Annotated in this window: 20 protein-coding genes; 2 read left to right on the top strand and 18 right to left on the bottom strand. The window is 63.2% G+C overall.

The window, feature by feature from the left end:
* Positions 1–108: 108 nt before the first annotated feature.
* The 9 genes from VNH11_24360 to VNH11_24320 form a co-directional block, all read right to left on the bottom strand.
* Positions 109–873 carry a HesA/MoeB/ThiF family protein gene (locus tag VNH11_24360; GenBank protein ID HVA49522.1) on the bottom strand — a complete coding sequence of 255 codons (765 nt, stop codon included), beginning with the start codon at positions 871–873 and terminating at the stop codon, positions 109–111.
* Positions 874–1,158 carry a MoaD/ThiS family protein gene (locus VNH11_24355; GenBank protein HVA49521.1) on the bottom strand — a complete coding sequence of 95 codons (285 nt, stop codon included), beginning with the start codon at positions 1,156–1,158 and terminating at the stop codon, positions 874–876.
* Complete coding sequence (locus VNH11_24350) at positions 1,159–2,550, bottom strand: sulfatase-like hydrolase/transferase (protein ID HVA49520.1); 1,392 nt, start codon at positions 2,548–2,550, stop codon at positions 1,159–1,161.
* 10 nt (positions 2,551–2,560) lie between these two features.
* Complete coding sequence (locus VNH11_24345) at positions 2,561–2,944, bottom strand: hypothetical protein (protein HVA49519.1); 384 nt, start codon at positions 2,942–2,944, stop codon at positions 2,561–2,563.
* 129 nt (positions 2,945–3,073) lie between these two features.
* Entirely contained in the window at positions 3,074–4,192 is a 1,119-nt protein-coding gene (locus tag VNH11_24340; protein ID HVA49518.1) for a prolyl oligopeptidase family serine peptidase, read from the bottom strand.
* Between the two features lie 391 nt (positions 4,193–4,583).
* Positions 4,584–4,934 (bottom strand): DUF5615 family PIN-like protein, encoded by a 351-nt coding sequence (locus tag VNH11_24335; protein HVA49517.1) that lies wholly within the window; start codon positions 4,932–4,934, stop codon positions 4,584–4,586.
* Complete coding sequence (locus VNH11_24330; protein ID HVA49516.1) at positions 4,912–5,286, bottom strand: DUF433 domain-containing protein; 375 nt, start codon at positions 5,284–5,286, stop codon at positions 4,912–4,914. Before VNH11_24330 ends, VNH11_24335 begins: the two co-directional genes overlap by 23 nt.
* 135 nt (positions 5,287–5,421) lie before the next feature.
* A complete protein-coding gene (locus tag VNH11_24325) occupies positions 5,422–6,156 on the bottom strand; it encodes an ATP-binding cassette domain-containing protein (protein ID HVA49515.1) in 735 nt (244 codons plus the stop codon).
* The gene (locus VNH11_24320) at positions 6,156–7,031 is read right to left on the bottom strand and encodes an ABC transporter permease (GenBank protein ID HVA49514.1); all 876 of its coding nucleotides are present in this window, start codon (positions 7,029–7,031) and stop codon (positions 6,156–6,158) included. Before VNH11_24320 ends, VNH11_24325 begins: the two co-directional genes overlap by 1 nt.
* A gap of 681 nt (positions 7,032–7,712) precedes the next feature.
* On the opposite strand from VNH11_24320, the gene VNH11_24315 reads away from it, so the two are divergent.
* On the top strand, positions 7,713–7,937 hold the full coding sequence (locus tag VNH11_24315; GenBank protein HVA49513.1) for a DUF433 domain-containing protein: 225 nt from the start codon (positions 7,713–7,715) through the stop codon (positions 7,935–7,937).
* Between the two features lie 12 nt (positions 7,938–7,949).
* On the top strand, positions 7,950–8,306 hold the full coding sequence (locus tag VNH11_24310) for a DUF5615 family PIN-like protein (GenBank protein ID HVA49512.1): 357 nt from the start codon (positions 7,950–7,952) through the stop codon (positions 8,304–8,306).
* Between the two features lie 43 nt (positions 8,307–8,349).
* Here VNH11_24310 and VNH11_24305 read toward each other — a convergent pair whose 3' ends face one another.
* From VNH11_24305 to VNH11_24265, 9 genes are all read right to left on the bottom strand, one after another.
* A complete protein-coding gene (locus tag VNH11_24305; protein ID HVA49511.1) occupies positions 8,350–9,447 on the bottom strand; it encodes a hypothetical protein in 1,098 nt (365 codons plus the stop codon).
* A 342-nt stretch (positions 9,448–9,789) separates the two neighbouring features.
* Positions 9,790–10,155, bottom strand: a complete 366-nt coding sequence (locus VNH11_24300) for a DUF5615 family PIN-like protein (GenBank protein ID HVA49510.1) — start codon at positions 10,153–10,155, stop codon at positions 9,790–9,792.
* Entirely contained in the window at positions 10,152–10,406 is a 255-nt protein-coding gene (locus VNH11_24295; protein HVA49509.1) for a DUF433 domain-containing protein, read from the bottom strand. Before VNH11_24295 ends, VNH11_24300 begins: the two co-directional genes overlap by 4 nt.
* Positions 10,407–10,583: 177 nt before the next feature.
* A complete protein-coding gene (locus VNH11_24290; GenBank protein ID HVA49508.1) occupies positions 10,584–12,323 on the bottom strand; it encodes a carboxypeptidase-like regulatory domain-containing protein in 1,740 nt (579 codons plus the stop codon).
* A gap of 235 nt (positions 12,324–12,558) precedes the next feature.
* Positions 12,559–12,849, bottom strand: coding sequence for a hypothetical protein (locus VNH11_24285; protein ID HVA49507.1), 291 nt, complete (start codon positions 12,847–12,849; stop codon positions 12,559–12,561).
* Positions 12,846–13,115, bottom strand: a complete 270-nt coding sequence (locus VNH11_24280; GenBank protein ID HVA49506.1) for a hypothetical protein — start codon at positions 13,113–13,115, stop codon at positions 12,846–12,848. Before VNH11_24280 ends, VNH11_24285 begins: the two co-directional genes overlap by 4 nt.
* A gap of 244 nt (positions 13,116–13,359) precedes the next feature.
* Complete coding sequence (locus VNH11_24275) at positions 13,360–14,835, bottom strand: ATP-binding protein (protein HVA49505.1); 1,476 nt, start codon at positions 14,833–14,835, stop codon at positions 13,360–13,362.
* Positions 14,836–14,870: 35 nt separating this feature from the next.
* Complete coding sequence (locus VNH11_24270) at positions 14,871–15,569, bottom strand: response regulator transcription factor (GenBank protein HVA49504.1); 699 nt, start codon at positions 15,567–15,569, stop codon at positions 14,871–14,873.
* Positions 15,570–15,589: 20 nt separating this feature from the next.
* Positions 15,590–15,931, bottom strand: a complete 342-nt coding sequence (locus VNH11_24265) for a hypothetical protein (GenBank protein ID HVA49503.1) — start codon at positions 15,929–15,931, stop codon at positions 15,590–15,592.
* Positions 15,932–16,081 lie beyond the last annotated feature (150 nt).

The raw sequence follows: 16,081 nt of genomic DNA, 5'->3' as shown, positions 1-16,081 counted from the left end.
TCCGACGTTCGCCGTGAAGCACAGTTTTTTTTCGACGGTCGCCATGCGAAAATCCTCCGGCAATGTGTCTCGCCCCCATTCTATCCCTGCCGCGGCGGACTCGCCACGTTATCCGCCATGCGCGACCGAACCGCACGCGGCGCAGTCTTCGCGGCGAGCGATCGGCAGCGTGCGAAAACTCATGTCGCGCAGGTCGCTCACCAGAAGCCGCCCGGCAAGCGGCGCGCCGAATCCCGCAACCACCTTGATCGCTTCCATCGCCGCCAGTGAACCTACCATACACGAGACCGCGCTGAAGACGGGAAACTGCCGTTGCCAGTTGGGAGGTGGCTCCGGATACAGGCACTCCAGGCACGGCGTCCGGCCGGGCAGCACCGTCATCAAGCGGGCTTCCAGATCGTACATCGAGCAGTCGACCAGCGGCTTCCGCCGCCGCACCGCTTCCCGATTCATCAGCAGCCGCTCCGCGAACTGCGGGGCCGCACTCACGACCACGTCACATCGGCTGACCAGATCGGCCGCATTACTTTCGCTAATGTTCTCCCCGACCGTCTCTATTCCAACGTGCGGGTTCAGCTCCCGCAGACGTCGCGCGGCGGTCTCAACCCGCGGTAGCCCGACACTCTCGGTCGTCATCAGCAGTTGGCGGTTGAGGTCGTTCAGCCGCGCATTGCCCGCATGCGCCAGAATCAGCCGTCCGATGCCCGCCGCCGCAAGCTGCAGAGCCACCGATCCTCCCACGCCCCCGATGCGGGAGACCAGCACCGTCGCTGCTTTGAGGCGGCGCTGGCCTTCCAGGCCAAAGTCGCGCACCCTCAACTGCCACTCGTAGCGGCCCTGTTCGTCGGCAGTCAATTCGGGCAGCGGTTTCATCTAACCTCCAGCGATCGGCGGCAACAGCACGACGGTATCCCCCTCCCGCAGAACGGTCGCCTCTGCCTGCCGCGACGGAAAAGCAGTCCCGTTGATCGCCACCAGCAGGCTTGGCTGCAGTTGCCCCGAGGCGTTCAAGAGGTGCGGCCGCGCCTCTTCGCCGCAGTGTTCTCCCAGTTGCACGAGCAGCATCGCCACCGTGGCTCCCTCCGGCAGATCGACATGGTCGTTCGCTCGACCAATCGCCGTCCGGAGTTGTCCGGTGAACTCGACGCGAACGTGCATTTATTCCGGCTCCTTATCGTCGGCCAGCGCGTCGTTATCGCGCTCGGCCAGACGAGCGAGGAGCTGCTTGAGCGCCGCCACGCGCTGGGGCTGCTCATCCGCCAGGTTCGTCTGCTCGTTGGGGTCTTGGGTCAGGTTGAACAGCTCCGGCGGTGCCTCCGGCTTGCGGTGGACGATCAGCTTCCAATCGCCCTGCCGTACGGCGTCGGTGCGGTGACCCGGCCCGGCCCAATACAGCTCGCGCGGCCGCGTGGTGACCGCGCCGGTCAAAACCGGCCAGATGTCCTGGCCGTCCCACTTCAAGTCCCGGTCCGGTTTGTAACCGGCCAGACTACACAACGTGGGCATCCAATCGACGACATGGATGGGCGCGGTCGCTTTCCCCGGCTTCAGCGTGCCGGGCCAGTTGACCAGCGCCGGCACGCGGATGCCGCCCTCGTACAGCTCCGTCTTTCTGCCACGCAGCGGCACGTTACTGCCGCCGGCCGGCCCGGCGACGTACTTGCCGCCGTCGGGATAGAGCGGGTCGTCGTTGCGCGCGGTCGGATAACCGCCGTTGTCGCTGAAGAACACCAGCAGCGTCTGTCGCCGCCGGCCGGCGCGCGCCAGCGCCTCGACAATCCGGCCGACCGCATCGTCCAGGTGCGACACGCAGGCCGCGTACTGACGGCGAGAGGGTCCGGCGATGTCAGGGTACAAGTCGAGCCAACGTTGCGGCTCGTCGACGGGGATGTGAACGGCCGTAAAGGGAACGTAGAGGAAGAACGGCGCTTCCGTTTGATCTTCGATCCAGCGGACGGCTTCGCGGGCAATCAGGTCGGTAATGTGGCCCTCCTCCTCGATGAGTTGGTCGTCGCGATGCCAGGTGTGCGTACACGGTCCGGTCTTGTAACGGTGATCGTACGGCCCGCAGCCGCCGGCCAGCGAGCCGTAACTGTGGTCGAAGCCGAACCGGCTCGGCCCCCACTGCGGCATCGAACCGAGGTGCCACTTGCCGGTCAGGGCGGTGCGGTAGCCGACCGACTTGAGAGCGCTGGCCAGCGTGACGGTATCGAAGCGGAACGCCCGTTCGTTGTTCGGCGTGGTGACGCCGAAGCGACTCCAGTAACGGCCGCTGTTGAAGGCGGCCCGAGTCGGGCTGCACACCGGAGCGACATAGTGCTGCCGCAGCTCGATCCCTTCCCGCGCCAACCTGTCGAGGTGCGGCGTCTTCAACGCCGCGCCGTGGAAGCCGACGTCGCCCCAGCCGAGATCGTCGGCGACGATCACCACGATATTCGGCCGCTGCGGACTTGCCGCCTCAGCCGGTAACACGTACACGGAGAACGTCAACGCAATCAATGCCAACAAGCGCGTGGCAGACACGATTCGCAATAAGAAGTGCAGGCTCAATAAGTTGTCCTCATAAGCGGTAGCGGGTCATTTTAGCATCTGATTTAGTCGTCCAGATCGAGTATCCGTGGATGCGGCTGTAGTCGAATACCGCTTTCGATACCTCCGTGTATTTGCCGTGAGAGCCGGCGTAGAATTTGCCGCCCTCGACCTTGCCGTTCGCTGCGGAGCCGCCGATGGCAACGTCCGCGAGCCAAAAGCACGTGAAGTTCGCAAACCCGATGGCGATGATCACGCAGAGAAGGCCGTTTATCGCTGCTCCTTTTGACTCGCCCAATTGCTCCTGTATTGCCCTCTCTTCTTTTGCCCTCTCTTCGCGGCGGCGAGCGCGCTCGGCTCGCCACCGTTGCCACTCTTCTTCGTCGCCATCGGGTTGGGGCGTATACGGCTCCATTGCTGGCTCCTAGAACTCGCGATTACCGGACTGAGGGCGCTAGGCCATAATTAGACCCATGTCTTCCTGGCCAAGCAAGAATCGCCGCAACCATGACGCGTGTCAGGCTGGAAAGCCTGACCTACGCCCTCATTTCAAGGCTTTTTCGAGCATCGGAAAGCCGAGGCGTCCGCTCCACTCGTGTCCGCCTTCGAAGCGATCGACTTCGAGTTGATCCTCGGCGCCCATGGCCCGGTAGGCCCGCAGGATGCGCGCGAGCGCGTTTTCGGCCCAGTCAGGTTTGACCAGGCTGTCGCGCGAACCGGCCTCCCAGACGCAGGGCCGCGGGGCGATCAACGAGCCGATCTCCGGCGTGTCGCCGTATTGGAGCAGGCCGGGGATGACTTGCGCGCCGCAACTGTAGCGAACGGCAACCCGCTCCTGCATCACGTTCAGCGCACCGGAGACGACGGCCGCGCGAACCCGCGGTTCCAGCGCCGCGGTCAACATCGTCATCCGCCCGCCGTAGGATAGTCCCACGCAGGCCAGCCGTTTGGCGTCGACCCGTTCATGCCGGGCCAGCATTTCGAGGGCCCAGAGGCAATCTCGCAGATTCTCGGCGATCAGCAGCTTGCCCAACAGTTGCAGCCGCAGGTAACTGATTCCGCAGGGATCTTGGGAACCATAACTGGAGCGGTCTCCCAAGCGGCGGCCGAAGGGAGTCAGGCAAGGGACGGCCACCGCATAGCCGCGGCGGACCAGTTGCCGGCCATAGTCGTAGTTGCTCTCGTCGATCGCTGCGGCCACGCCCGGCAGCTCGTCGCGGCCGGCGACCGGATCGTAACCAAACTTGCCGTGGCCGTGGACCGCCAGCACGCCGGCGAGCGGCTCCTTGTCCGCGGCGCGCGGCAAGAGCAAATAGACCGGCAGCGGCGGGTGCCCGGCGGCGACCAGCAGCAGTTCTTCGCGGCGATGATCTTTCAACTCGACGCTGCGTTCGACCACCGTCGTCCACTCATTCGGCGGCTGGTGCGGTCCCAGCAGCGTTCTCAATTGCGCGGCGAATTGCCGTTGCCAGCGAAGGCAGTCTTCGGCATTGCCGCCCTTGAACTGCATCGCCAGCGGCGCTTCGTCGGCCAGCTTGCGGATTCGCTCATCGATCGTCGGCACGGCGACCGGCTCTTCTGCGTGGAGAGCGCGCAGCGAGACGCCCGCGAGGCCAGCCGCGGAGCCGAGCAGCCAGTGACGGCGAGAAAGTGGTTGTTGCATCGGGGAAAAAGTCGGCACGTGACGCTCGGGAAGTCATCCACTCACGCCGCGCGAGCACGCGCGCGGTGTCCTTGAGGCTAGGTCATCGAACGAGGCTGGTCAACCGCGCGGGGGCCGCGTTTGCGAATACTCGTCCAGCGAGATCGTTCCCGCGTCTCGCCGACGATGTGTTCGGCCGCCAATCATTTCAGCCTGCGATCGCCTTTGGCCGGCGGAAGCAGGAGCCGCCGCAGCGGATACGTCACCAGGAGCATAGCGACCCAACAGGCGGCGGAGATCACCCGGATTGTTCGATCGGGATCGCATCGAAGGTTTCTCCGCGTATAACCGATTTGATGAGCTTCATGAATGGAGTGTCGGCGTTCAGTTCGCCGAACCGATTGAGCATTTTTCAAAGGGGAAAATGACGGACTAAGTCTTTGCAGTCGTCAGAAGTATAGCACTCGACAGCCAGAAGCAACTCGTCGATCGCCTGTCCTCTTGGCATTTGGTCGCTAACGAGAAAGACGCCTGGCATGGATTGTCCGCTGCGAACTCGGTCGTAGGCGAACCCGGGAACGGTGTCGCGGTCGTGCGTGAGCAGGATCCGGTCTTCGGCCGCAGCCCACGCCAGAATCGTTGAATCTGGAGTTTGGATCAGTCCTACGTCTTGCACGCGCACCACATCCAGGATCGGCATGCGGCGAACGAGGGCGCGCAAGATATCCCCGTCGAAGTTCTCATCGGCCAGAAGCTTGATCACGGAACAGACCTTTCGTGCGGGCACGGGCGAGCAGTTCCTCCTTGCCGACGCCGCCAGTCATGCCCGCGGCCTGCAGCTTTTGGCGCATCGCTTCTGCCTTCTGATCGCAGGCGCCGAGGTACTCGTCGATGGGGGCTGGGTTCGCAAGGTAGTAGCTGACGACGGCATAAACGTCGCGCAGACTCAACGTGTCGTACGACTGGACGATGCCTTCGGGTGTCTGTCCGCGTTGAAATGCGCGGATCACCAGTTCAAGCAGCACACGGCTCTTCCCAACACGAAAAACGCCGGGCGGATCTTCATATAATGGGACCGGCAGCGTGAGCGGCTGCTGCTGTTCCAGGACAGTCATGATTGTTCCTCCAATAGCGTTCTCTGTCGCGAGCTAATCGGCCCGCTTCGATTCTACCTGATTTCCAAGGCATCCGCACGCGGCACAGCCTTCCAGACGCCGTCCGGAGTTGTCCGGTAAATTCGACGCGGATGTTCATGAGGCGGTCCTTTCGTGTAATCGAGTCGCAGAGCCCGGCGAGCTGCTGGAGCTCCCATCGGCGTGGTCTTCGCGCGTGGCCAGCAGCGTGAGCGGACGCTCCGTCACGCGGCGCGACTCGATCACCAGCAAGTGGTCCGCCAGCGCCCGCGCCTCGGTTCGGCTGTGCGTGACGTGCAGTGTCGTCAGGCCGCGGTCGCGCTGAACCGAACGCAGCAGCTCGCAGAGCCGGTCGCGGGTCGTTTCATCAAGGGCCTTGAGAGGCTCATCCATCAGCAGCACCTGCGGATCAAACGCCAGCGCCCGCCCGAGCGCGACCCGCTGCGCCTCGCCGCCGCTCAGATGATGCACGTCCCGCTCCAACAGCCCTTCAATTCCCAGCACGTGCGACAGATCGGCCACCCGGTCGCGGATCAGCGTCCGTGCGGCGCGCCGAATCCGCAGGGCGAACTCCAGATGTTCGCGGACCGTCATCGTGGGAAACAGCGCCAGATCCTGCGGCACGTAACCGATGCCGCGGTCCGCGGGCTTGAAGCGGGTGACATCCACGCCTCCGACGATGACGCTACCCCGTTCGACCGTCCGCAACCCGCAGATCGCTTCCACAATCGTCGTCTTCCCCTGCCCCGTGCCTCCCATCAGAATCGCGTATCCGCCCGTGGGGACGGTCAGCGTGACATCGCTCAGGACAAACGAACCGGAGCGAATCGACACATTGCGGAGCTCGATCATCAGTGTACCTTCGCCCCCACCAACCGCACGATTCCCAGCACGGCCATCGCCGCCATGACCATAAGCAGAGATACCGCCACAGCCGCCTCAAGCTGGCCGACGCTGAGCTCGAGAAACACCGTCGTCGAGAGCACTTCAGTCCGCATCCGCGTGGCACCGGCAAAGACCAGAATTGGCCCGAATTCTCCCAGCGACCGGGCCCAGGCAATCGTGAAGGCCGCAATCAGTCCCCGCCAGGCCTGCGGCAGCACGACCTTCAGAAAAGCCTGGCTCCGCCGGCAGCCGAGCGTGAGCGCCACTTGTTCCGCCCGCGGGTCGATCTGGTCAAACGTGACCCGCATCGTCTGCACCGCAAACGCGCAGGCCACGGCAAATTGGGCCAGAATCACCGCCGGCTTCTGAAACGTCACCCGAAAGCGGAGGTGTCGTTGAAACCACTCCTCCAGGTTGCCCCCGGCGATCGGCAGATGAAACAGAATCAGCAGGCTCAGCCCGATCACCAGCGGCGGCAGCACCACCGGCACGTCGAGTGCCGTGTCGATCAGCCAGCGGCCCCGAAACTGAAACCGCGACAGCAAGTACGCAAGCGGCGTGGCCACCCAGATTGACAGCAGCGCCGAAATCGTACAACTGATGAGGGTCAAACGCACGGCAAACTGAATCTCCGGTTTCGCCAGCGCGGCGGCGAAATGTGCGGGCGACGTGTACACCATATCCGCGGCCAGCATGGCGAGGATCAGCAGGATATAGCTGCCTCCCAGCCCGCCCATCAAGGCCAGGAAGGGCAGATCCGATCCCGCCCGATGGGCTTGCTTGGATGGTGCGGTTACGGCCGTCGGGGCCGGCGGCGATTCGGGCGGATGTCGATGGGGCATGGCAATCCGCATTGTAACTTGAGGTCGCCGCGGTCGCGAATGAGGCGATCGGCATTGTGGTGTAGGCGTCTCGCCCGCCCAGAGTCGAAAGCCCGTGCGCCAGCGAAGATGTGCAACTCCCTCGTCCAGTCGACGCGACACGCGTGTCGCGTCGGCGCCTCCCACCGCAAGGCACGCCCGCGCCGGCAAAAGCGTCGCGCGCGACGCATTTGCCCCTCTCCTGCCCGGCCCTCAAGCGGGCGCCCCGGGCCGGGCTGAGGGCGTGGCGCCGCATACGGCTCGGCTCGCTCCGCCTTCTCTCCTGTGGTCGAGGCGACACGCGTGTCGCTTCCGCGCCTGCTGGCCGGAAGGCACGTGGCGTCGCGGTGCCGCCGCGCGCGGCGGCGAGTTTTATGGTCGTCCGCCGCGCGCGGCGGAGCGCAACGAAATCCCCCCTTTTGTTTCGGCAACGATGCCAGCCGAAGCCGTTTCTACACAAGCACTTGCGCCGCGTGGCCCCCGGCCGTTTCAAGGCAGTTTGACGGAAATCGTGCTCTTTGCCGCGCCGAGCCGTCGGTGTCGAGCAGCAGAACCTTCCAACGCGCAGAGTCGCGGTGAAATCGTTGCGCAAATGGCCGGCCAGCTGTTCCGGCAGAATCGGTTACAATGAAAGACATGGGCCGTTCTCATGGAGCATCGAGCATGAAGTGGCAAGATTTAATCGAAGAACGCAAGGAGATCATGCTGGGAAAGCCGGTGTTCAAGGGCACGCGACTGACCGTGCAACATGTGCTTGAGGAACTAGGGGCCGGCGTGAACTTCGACGACCTGCTCGACAATTATCCAACATTGAAGCCCGAGCACATCCGTGCCGCCCTTCAGTATGCCGCGGCCGTAGTGGGCATGGATCAAAGCATCTACGACTGACGGCTCGCGGCGATGAAGTACCTAGCCGACGAAAACATCGCCGCCAAAACTGTGGCTTGGCTGCTCAATCGGGGCGATGACGTGCGCTATGCCGCGGAGGAACGTCCCGGTGAGCTTGATAGCCAATGGCTGCGCGAAGCGGAAGCGGAACAGCGGCTGATTCTGACGTCGGACAAAGACTTCGGCGACCTCGTGTTCCGAGATCGGCTCAATTCGCGCGGCGTCGTATTGCTGAGGCTGAAAGATTTGAGCATCGAGCGGCGCCTGCGGCGCTTGGAGCAGTGTTGGTCAGTGGTTGAAGCGAATCCTTCCGGTTGCTTCATCGTCATCACGCGGCAGCGCGTGCGAGTCCGACCGGTCGCCCCCTAGGTGGTCCTCGGGCACTTTGGCCGCCACGGCATCTTTGACGATTCTAATGCAGCCGCTTCGACCCCAGCAGCTTTTCAATCTCCGCCGGCGGGGCGAGCGCGTCTTTGTAGGCCGACACGACTTTGCCTTCGCGGTCGACCAGCAGGCAGGCGGAAAAACCGATGCCGATGCGCTCGGCGGTCTTGCCGTCGTCGATGAGTACGGGGAACGTGATGCGCTCGTCGGCAAGCCTCTTTGCGACATCGTCTCGCTGGTCGTTTGCATGAACGCCGATCACAACCAGCCCCTGTTTGCCATACATCTCTTGAAATCCTAATAGCGGCGGCACGAGCGGTAGGAATGACGGCTGCTTGAGATCGAATAACACCAGCAGCACCGGCTGGCCGCGCAGCGTTTTCCACGTCGGCGGCCTGTCGGAGTTCAGCCAGACTTCGCCGGCCAGCAACGGCGCGGCAGAACCGCCCAGTCGCTTCGTCGCGAATCGGCCGGCCAGAAGGGGATGTTGGTTCAATTCTTCGACGAGCAGCGATGCCGGCAACCAGTTCGCCACCAATAGCTCGCCGTCGTCTTCGACGAACCATTTGCCATAGAACTGTCGCAGAAAATCGCCGCCGCCCGAACCGCCGTGGGCGTCCACTTCAAGGTCGGCGTGGTACAGCCGCAAGAGAAAGTCCACCGACCGTTGCTCTCCTCCCTGGCCGGGCGGCCCAGCGGTGACCGTCAACCACGAACCGCTGACCCTGCTGCTAAGCGACCACTGGCGGCTGCCGGAGAACCCGGCCGGCGCTTTGCGGTCGCGAGGCGGAGCAGGAATCGTCGGCCAGCGTTCTTCCGACATCTTTGGCTGCCGTCGGCAACGTAGGCAACCGAAATCCGACTCCGCATCCGAACCGCTGTATTCGCGAATGAAGTAGCGGCCGTTGTCATAGTTCAGCCGCAACGCCCCGAACTGATCGGCGTCAATTTCCGGCGGTTCCTCGCCGACGACTTTGGCCAGCACGATCTTCCACTCGATGTCACCCTTGCCGGTGCGGCGTTCGACCAGCAACCAATCTTCTTCGACCCACGCCCGCCAGTGGCCGATGTTCTTATCCGGCGCGGGTGTTTTGATCGGCACTACGCGCAACCACGAGTCGGACATTTTTTCCGCGGCGCCGGCTGAGGCGGCCGAGTCCGTCCGCTCTTGTGCCATCGTCGTCAGGCAAGCGCTCGCAATTGACAAAAACGCTGAAACGCCCGACCACAAAACAAATCGCCAGCGTGGCAGCCGGAATATCGTTGCCATATTCGCCTCAATGGGATGGAGATTCTCACAGCATTATGAGTCGCCCGCTCCGTCAGATGCAATCACTTTCGCCACAAACAACACAAAAGGGCACGGAGAGACGACGGAAGCGCGAACGTGACTGCCGGCCGTCTTTGTGCCTCCTTGTGTTTTGTGGCCACGGCATCGAGCAAGCCGTTGGCCCAGCGTCATAACGACCTACTCGTCGAGTTCGTCCTGTCTCCGAACGCGAATCCGAGCTCGCGTGACAGTGATAATAACGGCCCCGATCAACTCCGCCGCACGATGCTCCAGCAACTCTGCCACGGCCCTGACCTGCTCGTCAACAGTTAGTTCGACCAGCCGGACGACCGGACCATGTGGCAACCCGCGAACGAATATCAGTTCGCCGAAGTCTTTGTCTTCAGTCAGCAAGATGCGCTGATCCTGAAGGGCCAAGGCCATCAGGCGCTCGTCGCTGGCCTTCGGATCGATGGCGACAGCAGAAAGCACGTCGTGTCCCTGAGCGATAAGAAATGCCTGTAGCGAACGCGATGAAACGCAGACATCGAGCAAGAACTTCATATCGTTGCTGCCCGGGCGATCCGCTCTTGAACCACGTCACCCGATAGAGAGCGATGCGCGTATGCCAGGCACGCTTGGACGTCGGCGGGCTCCAGAAACGGATATTCTTGCAGCAGCCGCTCGGGGCTGTCTCCCGCCGCCAGCATACCCAACACATGCTCAACGGCGATGCGCATGCCGCGAATGATCGGCTTGCCCCCGAAGATTGTCGGATCAACCGTGATGCGTTCCAGTAATTCGTCTTCAGTCATTGAGAGGGCTCCTTGCGGCGATTCGGATCGTTCTCACCTTGGTACGGCCAAGAACGTCGCGTCAACGATCCGCTTTTCCTCGCCCTCTTCAGCATAAAGCACCAGCAAGGTGTTGGCGAGATGTGCGGACGTTTCCTGCAGGAATGCCCCCCCGATTATCCACCTGACGTTCGGCGGCTAGGGCGGCAACGGCCTGTCCCTCGCGGAAGGCTCCCAGAAGCCTGCGCAATACTCGTTCCGCCCGTTCCAGCGCTCGGGCAGTGGCAGGGCCAAAGTCCAGACGAAATGGAACCGCGAGCTGTCGGCAAGCTCGATCGACGATGGCGCGTCGGCAACCGTGTCGAGCAAGCTTTTGGCCCAGCGCGGATCGACGTGTACCGCCGCGAGGAAGAACATGCTGCCAACATTCCCAGCGAGCGGTTCCAAAAGCGCCCGTGCAATGTCGCGGTCGTACCTGGCGAGCAGCTTTGCCAACTCGATGTCGGCCCGTTCAGCTTGATCGCTGAGATTGTTTCGACGGGGGCGCGGCAGCCGCAGAGCCAGCGACCGCCAGAACAGTTCGCCGCAGAGATCGGGATCGACCCGTTCGGCCACCGGCAAGAGCCACGCCGCAATCGCCGGCGCCGACTCCCGAGGCAAAAGCCAACTCTCTTCGGTGGGAAGCTGAGGAAGCTCCCCTCGCACCAACGCCGCCAACAGCCGGCGGGCCTCGGCCGGCTGCGTTTCGGCCAGCGCCAGAATAATGGTGCCCTTTGCCCGAAAGCGCACGATCGCCTCGTCGGCTTCAGCGGCGACCTGTTCGGCAAGCGGGCGGTCGACGAGCGCCAGCCGATAGCAGAATTCCGCGGCCGCACGGTATTCGGTGCCGTCAGACGTTCGCGCTCGATCCTTGCGCATCGCCTCCGTAACCCGCTTCCAGGCTTCGATGGACCGCCCGGGATTATCGGGCAGCAGTCCTGCGGCCACGCGGCCGCCGTGATTCTTCAGATAAATGCCCGCTTTTGCAAGCCAGTCGATCGCGCGGTTCGCGTCGTCATGGACCGCCGCCAGCGCGAGACGAAGGAAGGCGTACTGCGCGGCATAATCAGGGAACAGCGGTTTCGCGTCGTTCTCGGCTTCGGCAAGTACCTGCCTGGCGCGCGCAACTTCGCCGAGGACAAACAAGCGTTCGGCCACGCATCCCAAAACCCTTACGCGCCGTGAGGGATCTGCTACTTTACGCGCGTGTAGCGCAGCCGATTCGAGCCATTCGAGCCGCATCGCCTGCTCGCCGTCGTCCATTGCATCGGAAGCCTCAATCAGTTCTGCGGCCTTGAAGTATTCGTCGTCGCCCGCCTCGATCATCCCACGCACCTCGTCCCAGGAGATGCGGCCGTGATGCGCTATGATAGAGTAAATGGCGCTATAGCGAACGCCATCACGGACAGGCTTGTCCACATCACCTAACCAATCGAGGCGTTGGAAAGCCTCCAGACCATTGATTTGGATCAAGGACGCGAAGCCCTTGATCCTTTGTTCCGGCGTGCCGGACTTCGCCAACCGCTCGAGCCAGGGATCGAGCACGGCACGCGCCAGAGCGTACTCCTCGTCCGGCGAGAGCAGCGGCGGCAAGGTGGTCTTGGGTTCGGCGGGTTCGTCAACCGGCGTGAGCACGAGGGTTGCCTCAGCCTGATCGGCTGGCAACCGCACGCCCGTAAAACGGTAGCCGGGCTTTTCGGCGAACAAGAATACGCCACCTTTGGTCACCTCGGTCAGGAGGAATTTTCCGCCGCCTTTGCTCCTCGCTTCGATCCGCTCGTGCGCGTCGCCCGAGTTGAACACCGTGGCGCCGTCGACCGGCTGTCCGCGGCGATCGTGTACCCGCCCGGTGACGATGCGCAGACCTTTGAGCGTGATATCGGGCGCTTTGACCGACACTGTATCTTTGGCGTAATCTCACCGGCGGCCCGCTCGACTTGGGCGTAGTAGCCCGAAGGCAGCAGCCCGTCGTTGAGCCGAATCTTGATTAGCGGAATCCACGTGCAGTGGAAGTCGTGGAAAGTGCCCGCGCTGACGCGAGTCCAGTCGTGAACGGGCATGGAAGCAACTCCTAAGGGATTGTAACGAGTACCTAGATTATAGCCGAAGCTAGCCGCCACTCATCACTCGTCGTTCATTGCTCATCGCTTTCCTCTTCCAGCAATTTCTCAATCTGCGCGGGCGGGGCGAGAGAGTCTTTGTAGACCGACAGCACTTTCCCTTCGCGGTCGACCAGCAGGCAGGCGGAAAAACCGATGCCGATGCGCTCGGCGGTCTTGCCGTCGTCGATGAGTACGGGGAACGTGATGCGCTCGTCGGCCAGCTTCTTTTTGACTTCATCGCGCGGATGATTTGCATGAACGGCCTGTTTTTTTGAAGAGAGATAGCTCGCGACGTCCGTGTCGAGCAGCAGAGCATTGCTCATGGGCGATTGTCCATTTCTTGCTGACGCCAGGCGTGAACGCAAGACTCGAAATCGTCATCCGCCTCGTCGGCAGGCCAACCTCCGAGCAGTTCCTCAAGCGTCGACAGCGCGGGCACGCCTTGTTGCCGGGCAAGATCGTCAATCGATGGCGATTGCCAAAAGCCAGGCACGGCGAGAGACTCGCCCCGCACCGGCGTGCCATCAGGCAACGGTAACGGGTTTTGAAACACGACCCCGCCGTTCTCAACGTGCCCTTCAAAGACCATGTTCTTACCTCCGTCAGAAGGCCAAACCCGCCACTTATTATAGCAGGCCATACATGTCACCCAGCGGCATCTCCCTCCTCGGCTCCTCGGCGGACTGCTGCCCTTCCAGTCAACGAAAACCCTCACGAGTGAACTTCTCTTTCGACGACTCCGTGCGGATGGCGTGCAGCAGACGCCGGCCATGAGAATTATCTGCGATAGAACTCGATCTTGCAACCTTCGGCTTCGGGCTTCGGAGACCGGCTCAATCAACCTGGAGAGCCGTTAACGGCTGCGGCTCAGGCGATGAAAAGGGATCGCACCGGGGAAGAAGGAATTCAAATCTGCTCCCGGCGCCGAGTTGTGATTCGACACACAGTTTTCCCCCGAGTGCCGTAGCGATGCGTTGGGCAACCGTCAGCCCAAGGCCGGCGCCAGATAATCCGCGCGACCGTGCTTGCTCGGAACGGTAGAAGGGTTCGAAGATGTGCGGGAGGTCGGCGGCCGAAATGCCTGCACCCCGGTCTTCGATCTCGAGCCGCAGCACCGCGGCGTTCTCAGTGAGGCGAACGACAATGGGCGTACCGGGCGAACTGTGCTTGCACGCGTTCTCGAGCAAGTTGTCGACGAGTTGGTCCGCCAGAGGCCGGTGAATGCGTGCCAGACAACTCTTCGCCTTAAGCTCCAGCCGGAAGTCGCCGGCCCGCGGATGCGCTGTCCAACGATCCAGGCACTCTCGCAGCCACGGCGCCAGGTCGACCGGCCCCAAATCAGGAAGCAAGGCATCGCCGTCGGCGCGTGCGAGAAACAGCAGCGCCTCGACAAGCTGCCGCAATTCGCCGGCGCGCCGCTGCAACGCTGCCAGCACCCGGCGATACTCGTCGGCAGGCCGCTCGCGCCGCAGTGCCACTTCGATCTGACCTAAAATCGCCGCCAGCGGCGTGCGGAATTGGTGCGAGGCGTTGCCCGTGAATTGTCGTTGTCGCTCAAACGCTTCTTCCACGCGGGATAAGAGTTCGTTGAACGCGCGGGCGAGGTCCTGGCATTCGTCGTGCCCATTCGGCTCGGGCAGCCGTCGAGAGAGCATGTCGCCGCGCATGTCGCGTGCGGCGGCGGCCATCGCGGTCAGAGGTCTGAGCGCGCGGCGGCAGATGGCCCGCCCCAGCGCCGCGGCCAGAAGCCAGAGCGACATCGAGAGGACCACGGCCAACCAGACGAGTCGTGACAAGAGAACCTGCGTTGGGCCGAGAGGCGCCGCCACTTCGATCCAGAGCGTCTTCGAACCATTGCGGTTTAAACCATCAACTGCGGGCGTCGCCGTCGAAGCGGCAGCCGTGATTCTTACTCGCGCCACGCGCCACTCGCCGTCGGCGGAATCAGCAATGACGGGGCGATCTCCGTAAAGCGACGCCTTGGGCGTTGCTGCCCAGGCCTGCCCCGCGCCGTGCGCGTCGGAGGAACCATCGATCAAGCTACCGAGTTCATCGGTCACTCGCCACGAAACGGGCGCGGCCGCGTCTCGACCGTCAAGCTGTATGGAGCGGTTCTGCGGCTCCCATTCCAGGCGGCCGTTTTCGATCTCCGCTGCGGCGGCCAGACTTCGCAGGGCCGCCTCAAGACGTTCGGTGACTTGTCGATCGAAGTAGATGGCGGCGGTCCCATACAACGCGACCGAAAAACCCACCAGCACGACGGCGAGCGTCGCCAGAAAAAAAGCCGAAAGCCTGGTTGCCAGTGTCATGGGCCACTGTCATGGGCGAGTGTGATGGGACTGTATCATGGGACTGTCGCGCCGCTTCGCTGCGCAGTCTGGCCGAACCAATAGCCGCGGCCCCGTGCCGTGTGGATCACCCGCGGCCCGTGCGCTTCCAGCTTGCGCCGCAATTCCATCACGTGAACCTCCAAGGTGTTTGACATGCCGTCATAACGCTCTTGCCACACCTGCTCATACAGGCGCGTGCGCGAAAGGACCTGTTCGGGATGCTGCAAAAACATCGCCAGCAGCGCCTGCTCCTTGGCCGTCAGCTCGAGTGCTTGGCCGCCCCGCCGCGCGCGCTGAGCGGCCAGGTCCAGCTCGACGCCGTGCGCCCGCAACACCGGCGACACGCAGGCCGGACGACGACGCCCAAGCGCATGCACGCGCGCCAACAGCTCGGTGAACGCAAAGGGCTTGCACAGGTAGTCGTCGGCCCCCGCCTCCAGGCCGATCACGCGATCGCTCACCGCGTCGCGGGCCGTGAGAAACAAGACGGGCGAGGCGTCGCCCGTCTGGCGCAATCGCGTGAGAAGGGTCAAACCGTCGATGCCCGGCAGCCACCAATCTAAAAGCACCACGTCCCACGAGCCGCGTGCCAGCGCCTCCCAGCCCGTGTTTCCGTCGCGGGCGTGGTCGACCCAAAGCCCCTCTTCGCGCAGTCCGCGCACGACGAAGTCGGCGATTTGCAGGTCGTCTTCGACGAGGAGCACGCGGAGCATACGAGGTTCCTCGCGACCCGCTAGCGCCGCCGCGCGAGCCGCTCGATGGCTTCGTTCAGTTTTCGCACTGCGGCCTGCAAATCCTCCACCTGCTCGCGAAGTGCATGGAGCTCGGCCTTGGTGCCTCGTCCGTGCTCCTCGTCGTCGTCATCATCCTTCTCCTCGTGATGGCGCGCTTTATGGCGGCCGTGGCGCTCGTGATGCTCGGCCTCTTCGTGGTAAACATGCCGGCCGTGGTGTTCACCCTCGGCTTCATCGTCTTCGTCCTCCTCATGATGGCGCGCTTCATGGCGGCCGTGGCGCTCGTGATGCTCGGCCTCTTCGTGATGCCCCTTGGCGGATGCCGGGCGCGGATCGAGCATCGACAGAGGGCCAACTAGAAGGGCCGCCACAAACAACAGCCAGGGACATCGGCGCGGCGCGTGAGGCTGGGCGCGATCAAACAAACACAACATCGACAATCTCCTTTTCAAAACGAATTTGGGTGAATGAAAAACGAGCCTCGATTGGCG

The sequence above is a fragment of the Pirellulales bacterium genome, from assembly GCA_035533075.1.
Classification (GTDB): domain Bacteria; phylum Planctomycetota; class Planctomycetia; order Pirellulales; family JAICIG01; genus DASSFG01.
Note: the sequence above shows the minus strand (reverse complement) of the source record. Positions and strands in the feature narration are given on the sequence as shown.

Excerpts from the sequence above, each read along its gene's own strand:
- VNH11_24360 (HVA49522.1), bottom strand. The coding sequence starts at position 873 with ATGAAACCGCTGCCCGAATTGACTGCCGACGAACAGGGCCGCTACGAG.
- VNH11_24355 (HVA49521.1), bottom strand. The coding sequence starts at position 1,158 with ATGCACGTTCGCGTCGAGTTCACCGGACAACTCCGGACGGCGATTGGT.
- VNH11_24345 (HVA49519.1), bottom strand. The coding sequence starts at position 2,944 with ATGGAGCCGTATACGCCCCAACCCGATGGCGACGAAGAAGAGTGGCAA.
- VNH11_24340 (HVA49518.1), bottom strand. The coding sequence starts at position 4,192 with ATGCAACAACCACTTTCTCGCCGTCACTGGCTGCTCGGCTCCGCGGCT.
- VNH11_24330 (HVA49516.1), bottom strand. The coding sequence starts at position 5,286 with ATGACTGTCCTGGAACAGCAGCAGCCGCTCACGCTGCCGGTCCCATTA.
- VNH11_24325 (HVA49515.1), bottom strand. The coding sequence starts at position 6,156 with ATGATCGAGCTCCGCAATGTGTCGATTCGCTCCGGTTCGTTTGTCCTG.
- VNH11_24320 (HVA49514.1), bottom strand. The coding sequence starts at position 7,031 with ATGCCCCATCGACATCCGCCCGAATCGCCGCCGGCCCCGACGGCCGTA.
- VNH11_24315 (HVA49513.1), top strand. The coding sequence starts at position 7,713 with ATGAAGTGGCAAGATTTAATCGAAGAACGCAAGGAGATCATGCTGGGA.
- VNH11_24310 (HVA49512.1), top strand. The coding sequence starts at position 7,950 with ATGAAGTACCTAGCCGACGAAAACATCGCCGCCAAAACTGTGGCTTGG.
- VNH11_24305 (HVA49511.1), bottom strand. The coding sequence starts at position 9,447 with ATGTCCGACTCGTGGTTGCGCGTAGTGCCGATCAAAACACCCGCGCCG.
- VNH11_24300 (HVA49510.1), bottom strand. The coding sequence starts at position 10,155 with ATGAAGTTCTTGCTCGATGTCTGCGTTTCATCGCGTTCGCTACAGGCA.
- VNH11_24295 (HVA49509.1), bottom strand. The coding sequence starts at position 10,406 with ATGACTGAAGACGAATTACTGGAACGCATCACGGTTGATCCGACAATC.
- VNH11_24285 (HVA49507.1), bottom strand. The coding sequence starts at position 12,849 with ATGAGCAATGCTCTGCTGCTCGACACGGACGTCGCGAGCTATCTCTCT.
- VNH11_24280 (HVA49506.1), bottom strand. The coding sequence starts at position 13,115 with ATGGTCTTTGAAGGGCACGTTGAGAACGGCGGGGTCGTGTTTCAAAAC.
- VNH11_24275 (HVA49505.1), bottom strand. The coding sequence starts at position 14,835 with ATGACACTGGCAACCAGGCTTTCGGCTTTTTTTCTGGCGACGCTCGCC.
- VNH11_24270 (HVA49504.1), bottom strand. The coding sequence starts at position 15,569 with ATGCTCCGCGTGCTCCTCGTCGAAGACGACCTGCAAATCGCCGACTTC.
- VNH11_24265 (HVA49503.1), bottom strand. The coding sequence starts at position 15,931 with ATGCTCGATCCGCGCCCGGCATCCGCCAAGGGGCATCACGAAGAGGCC.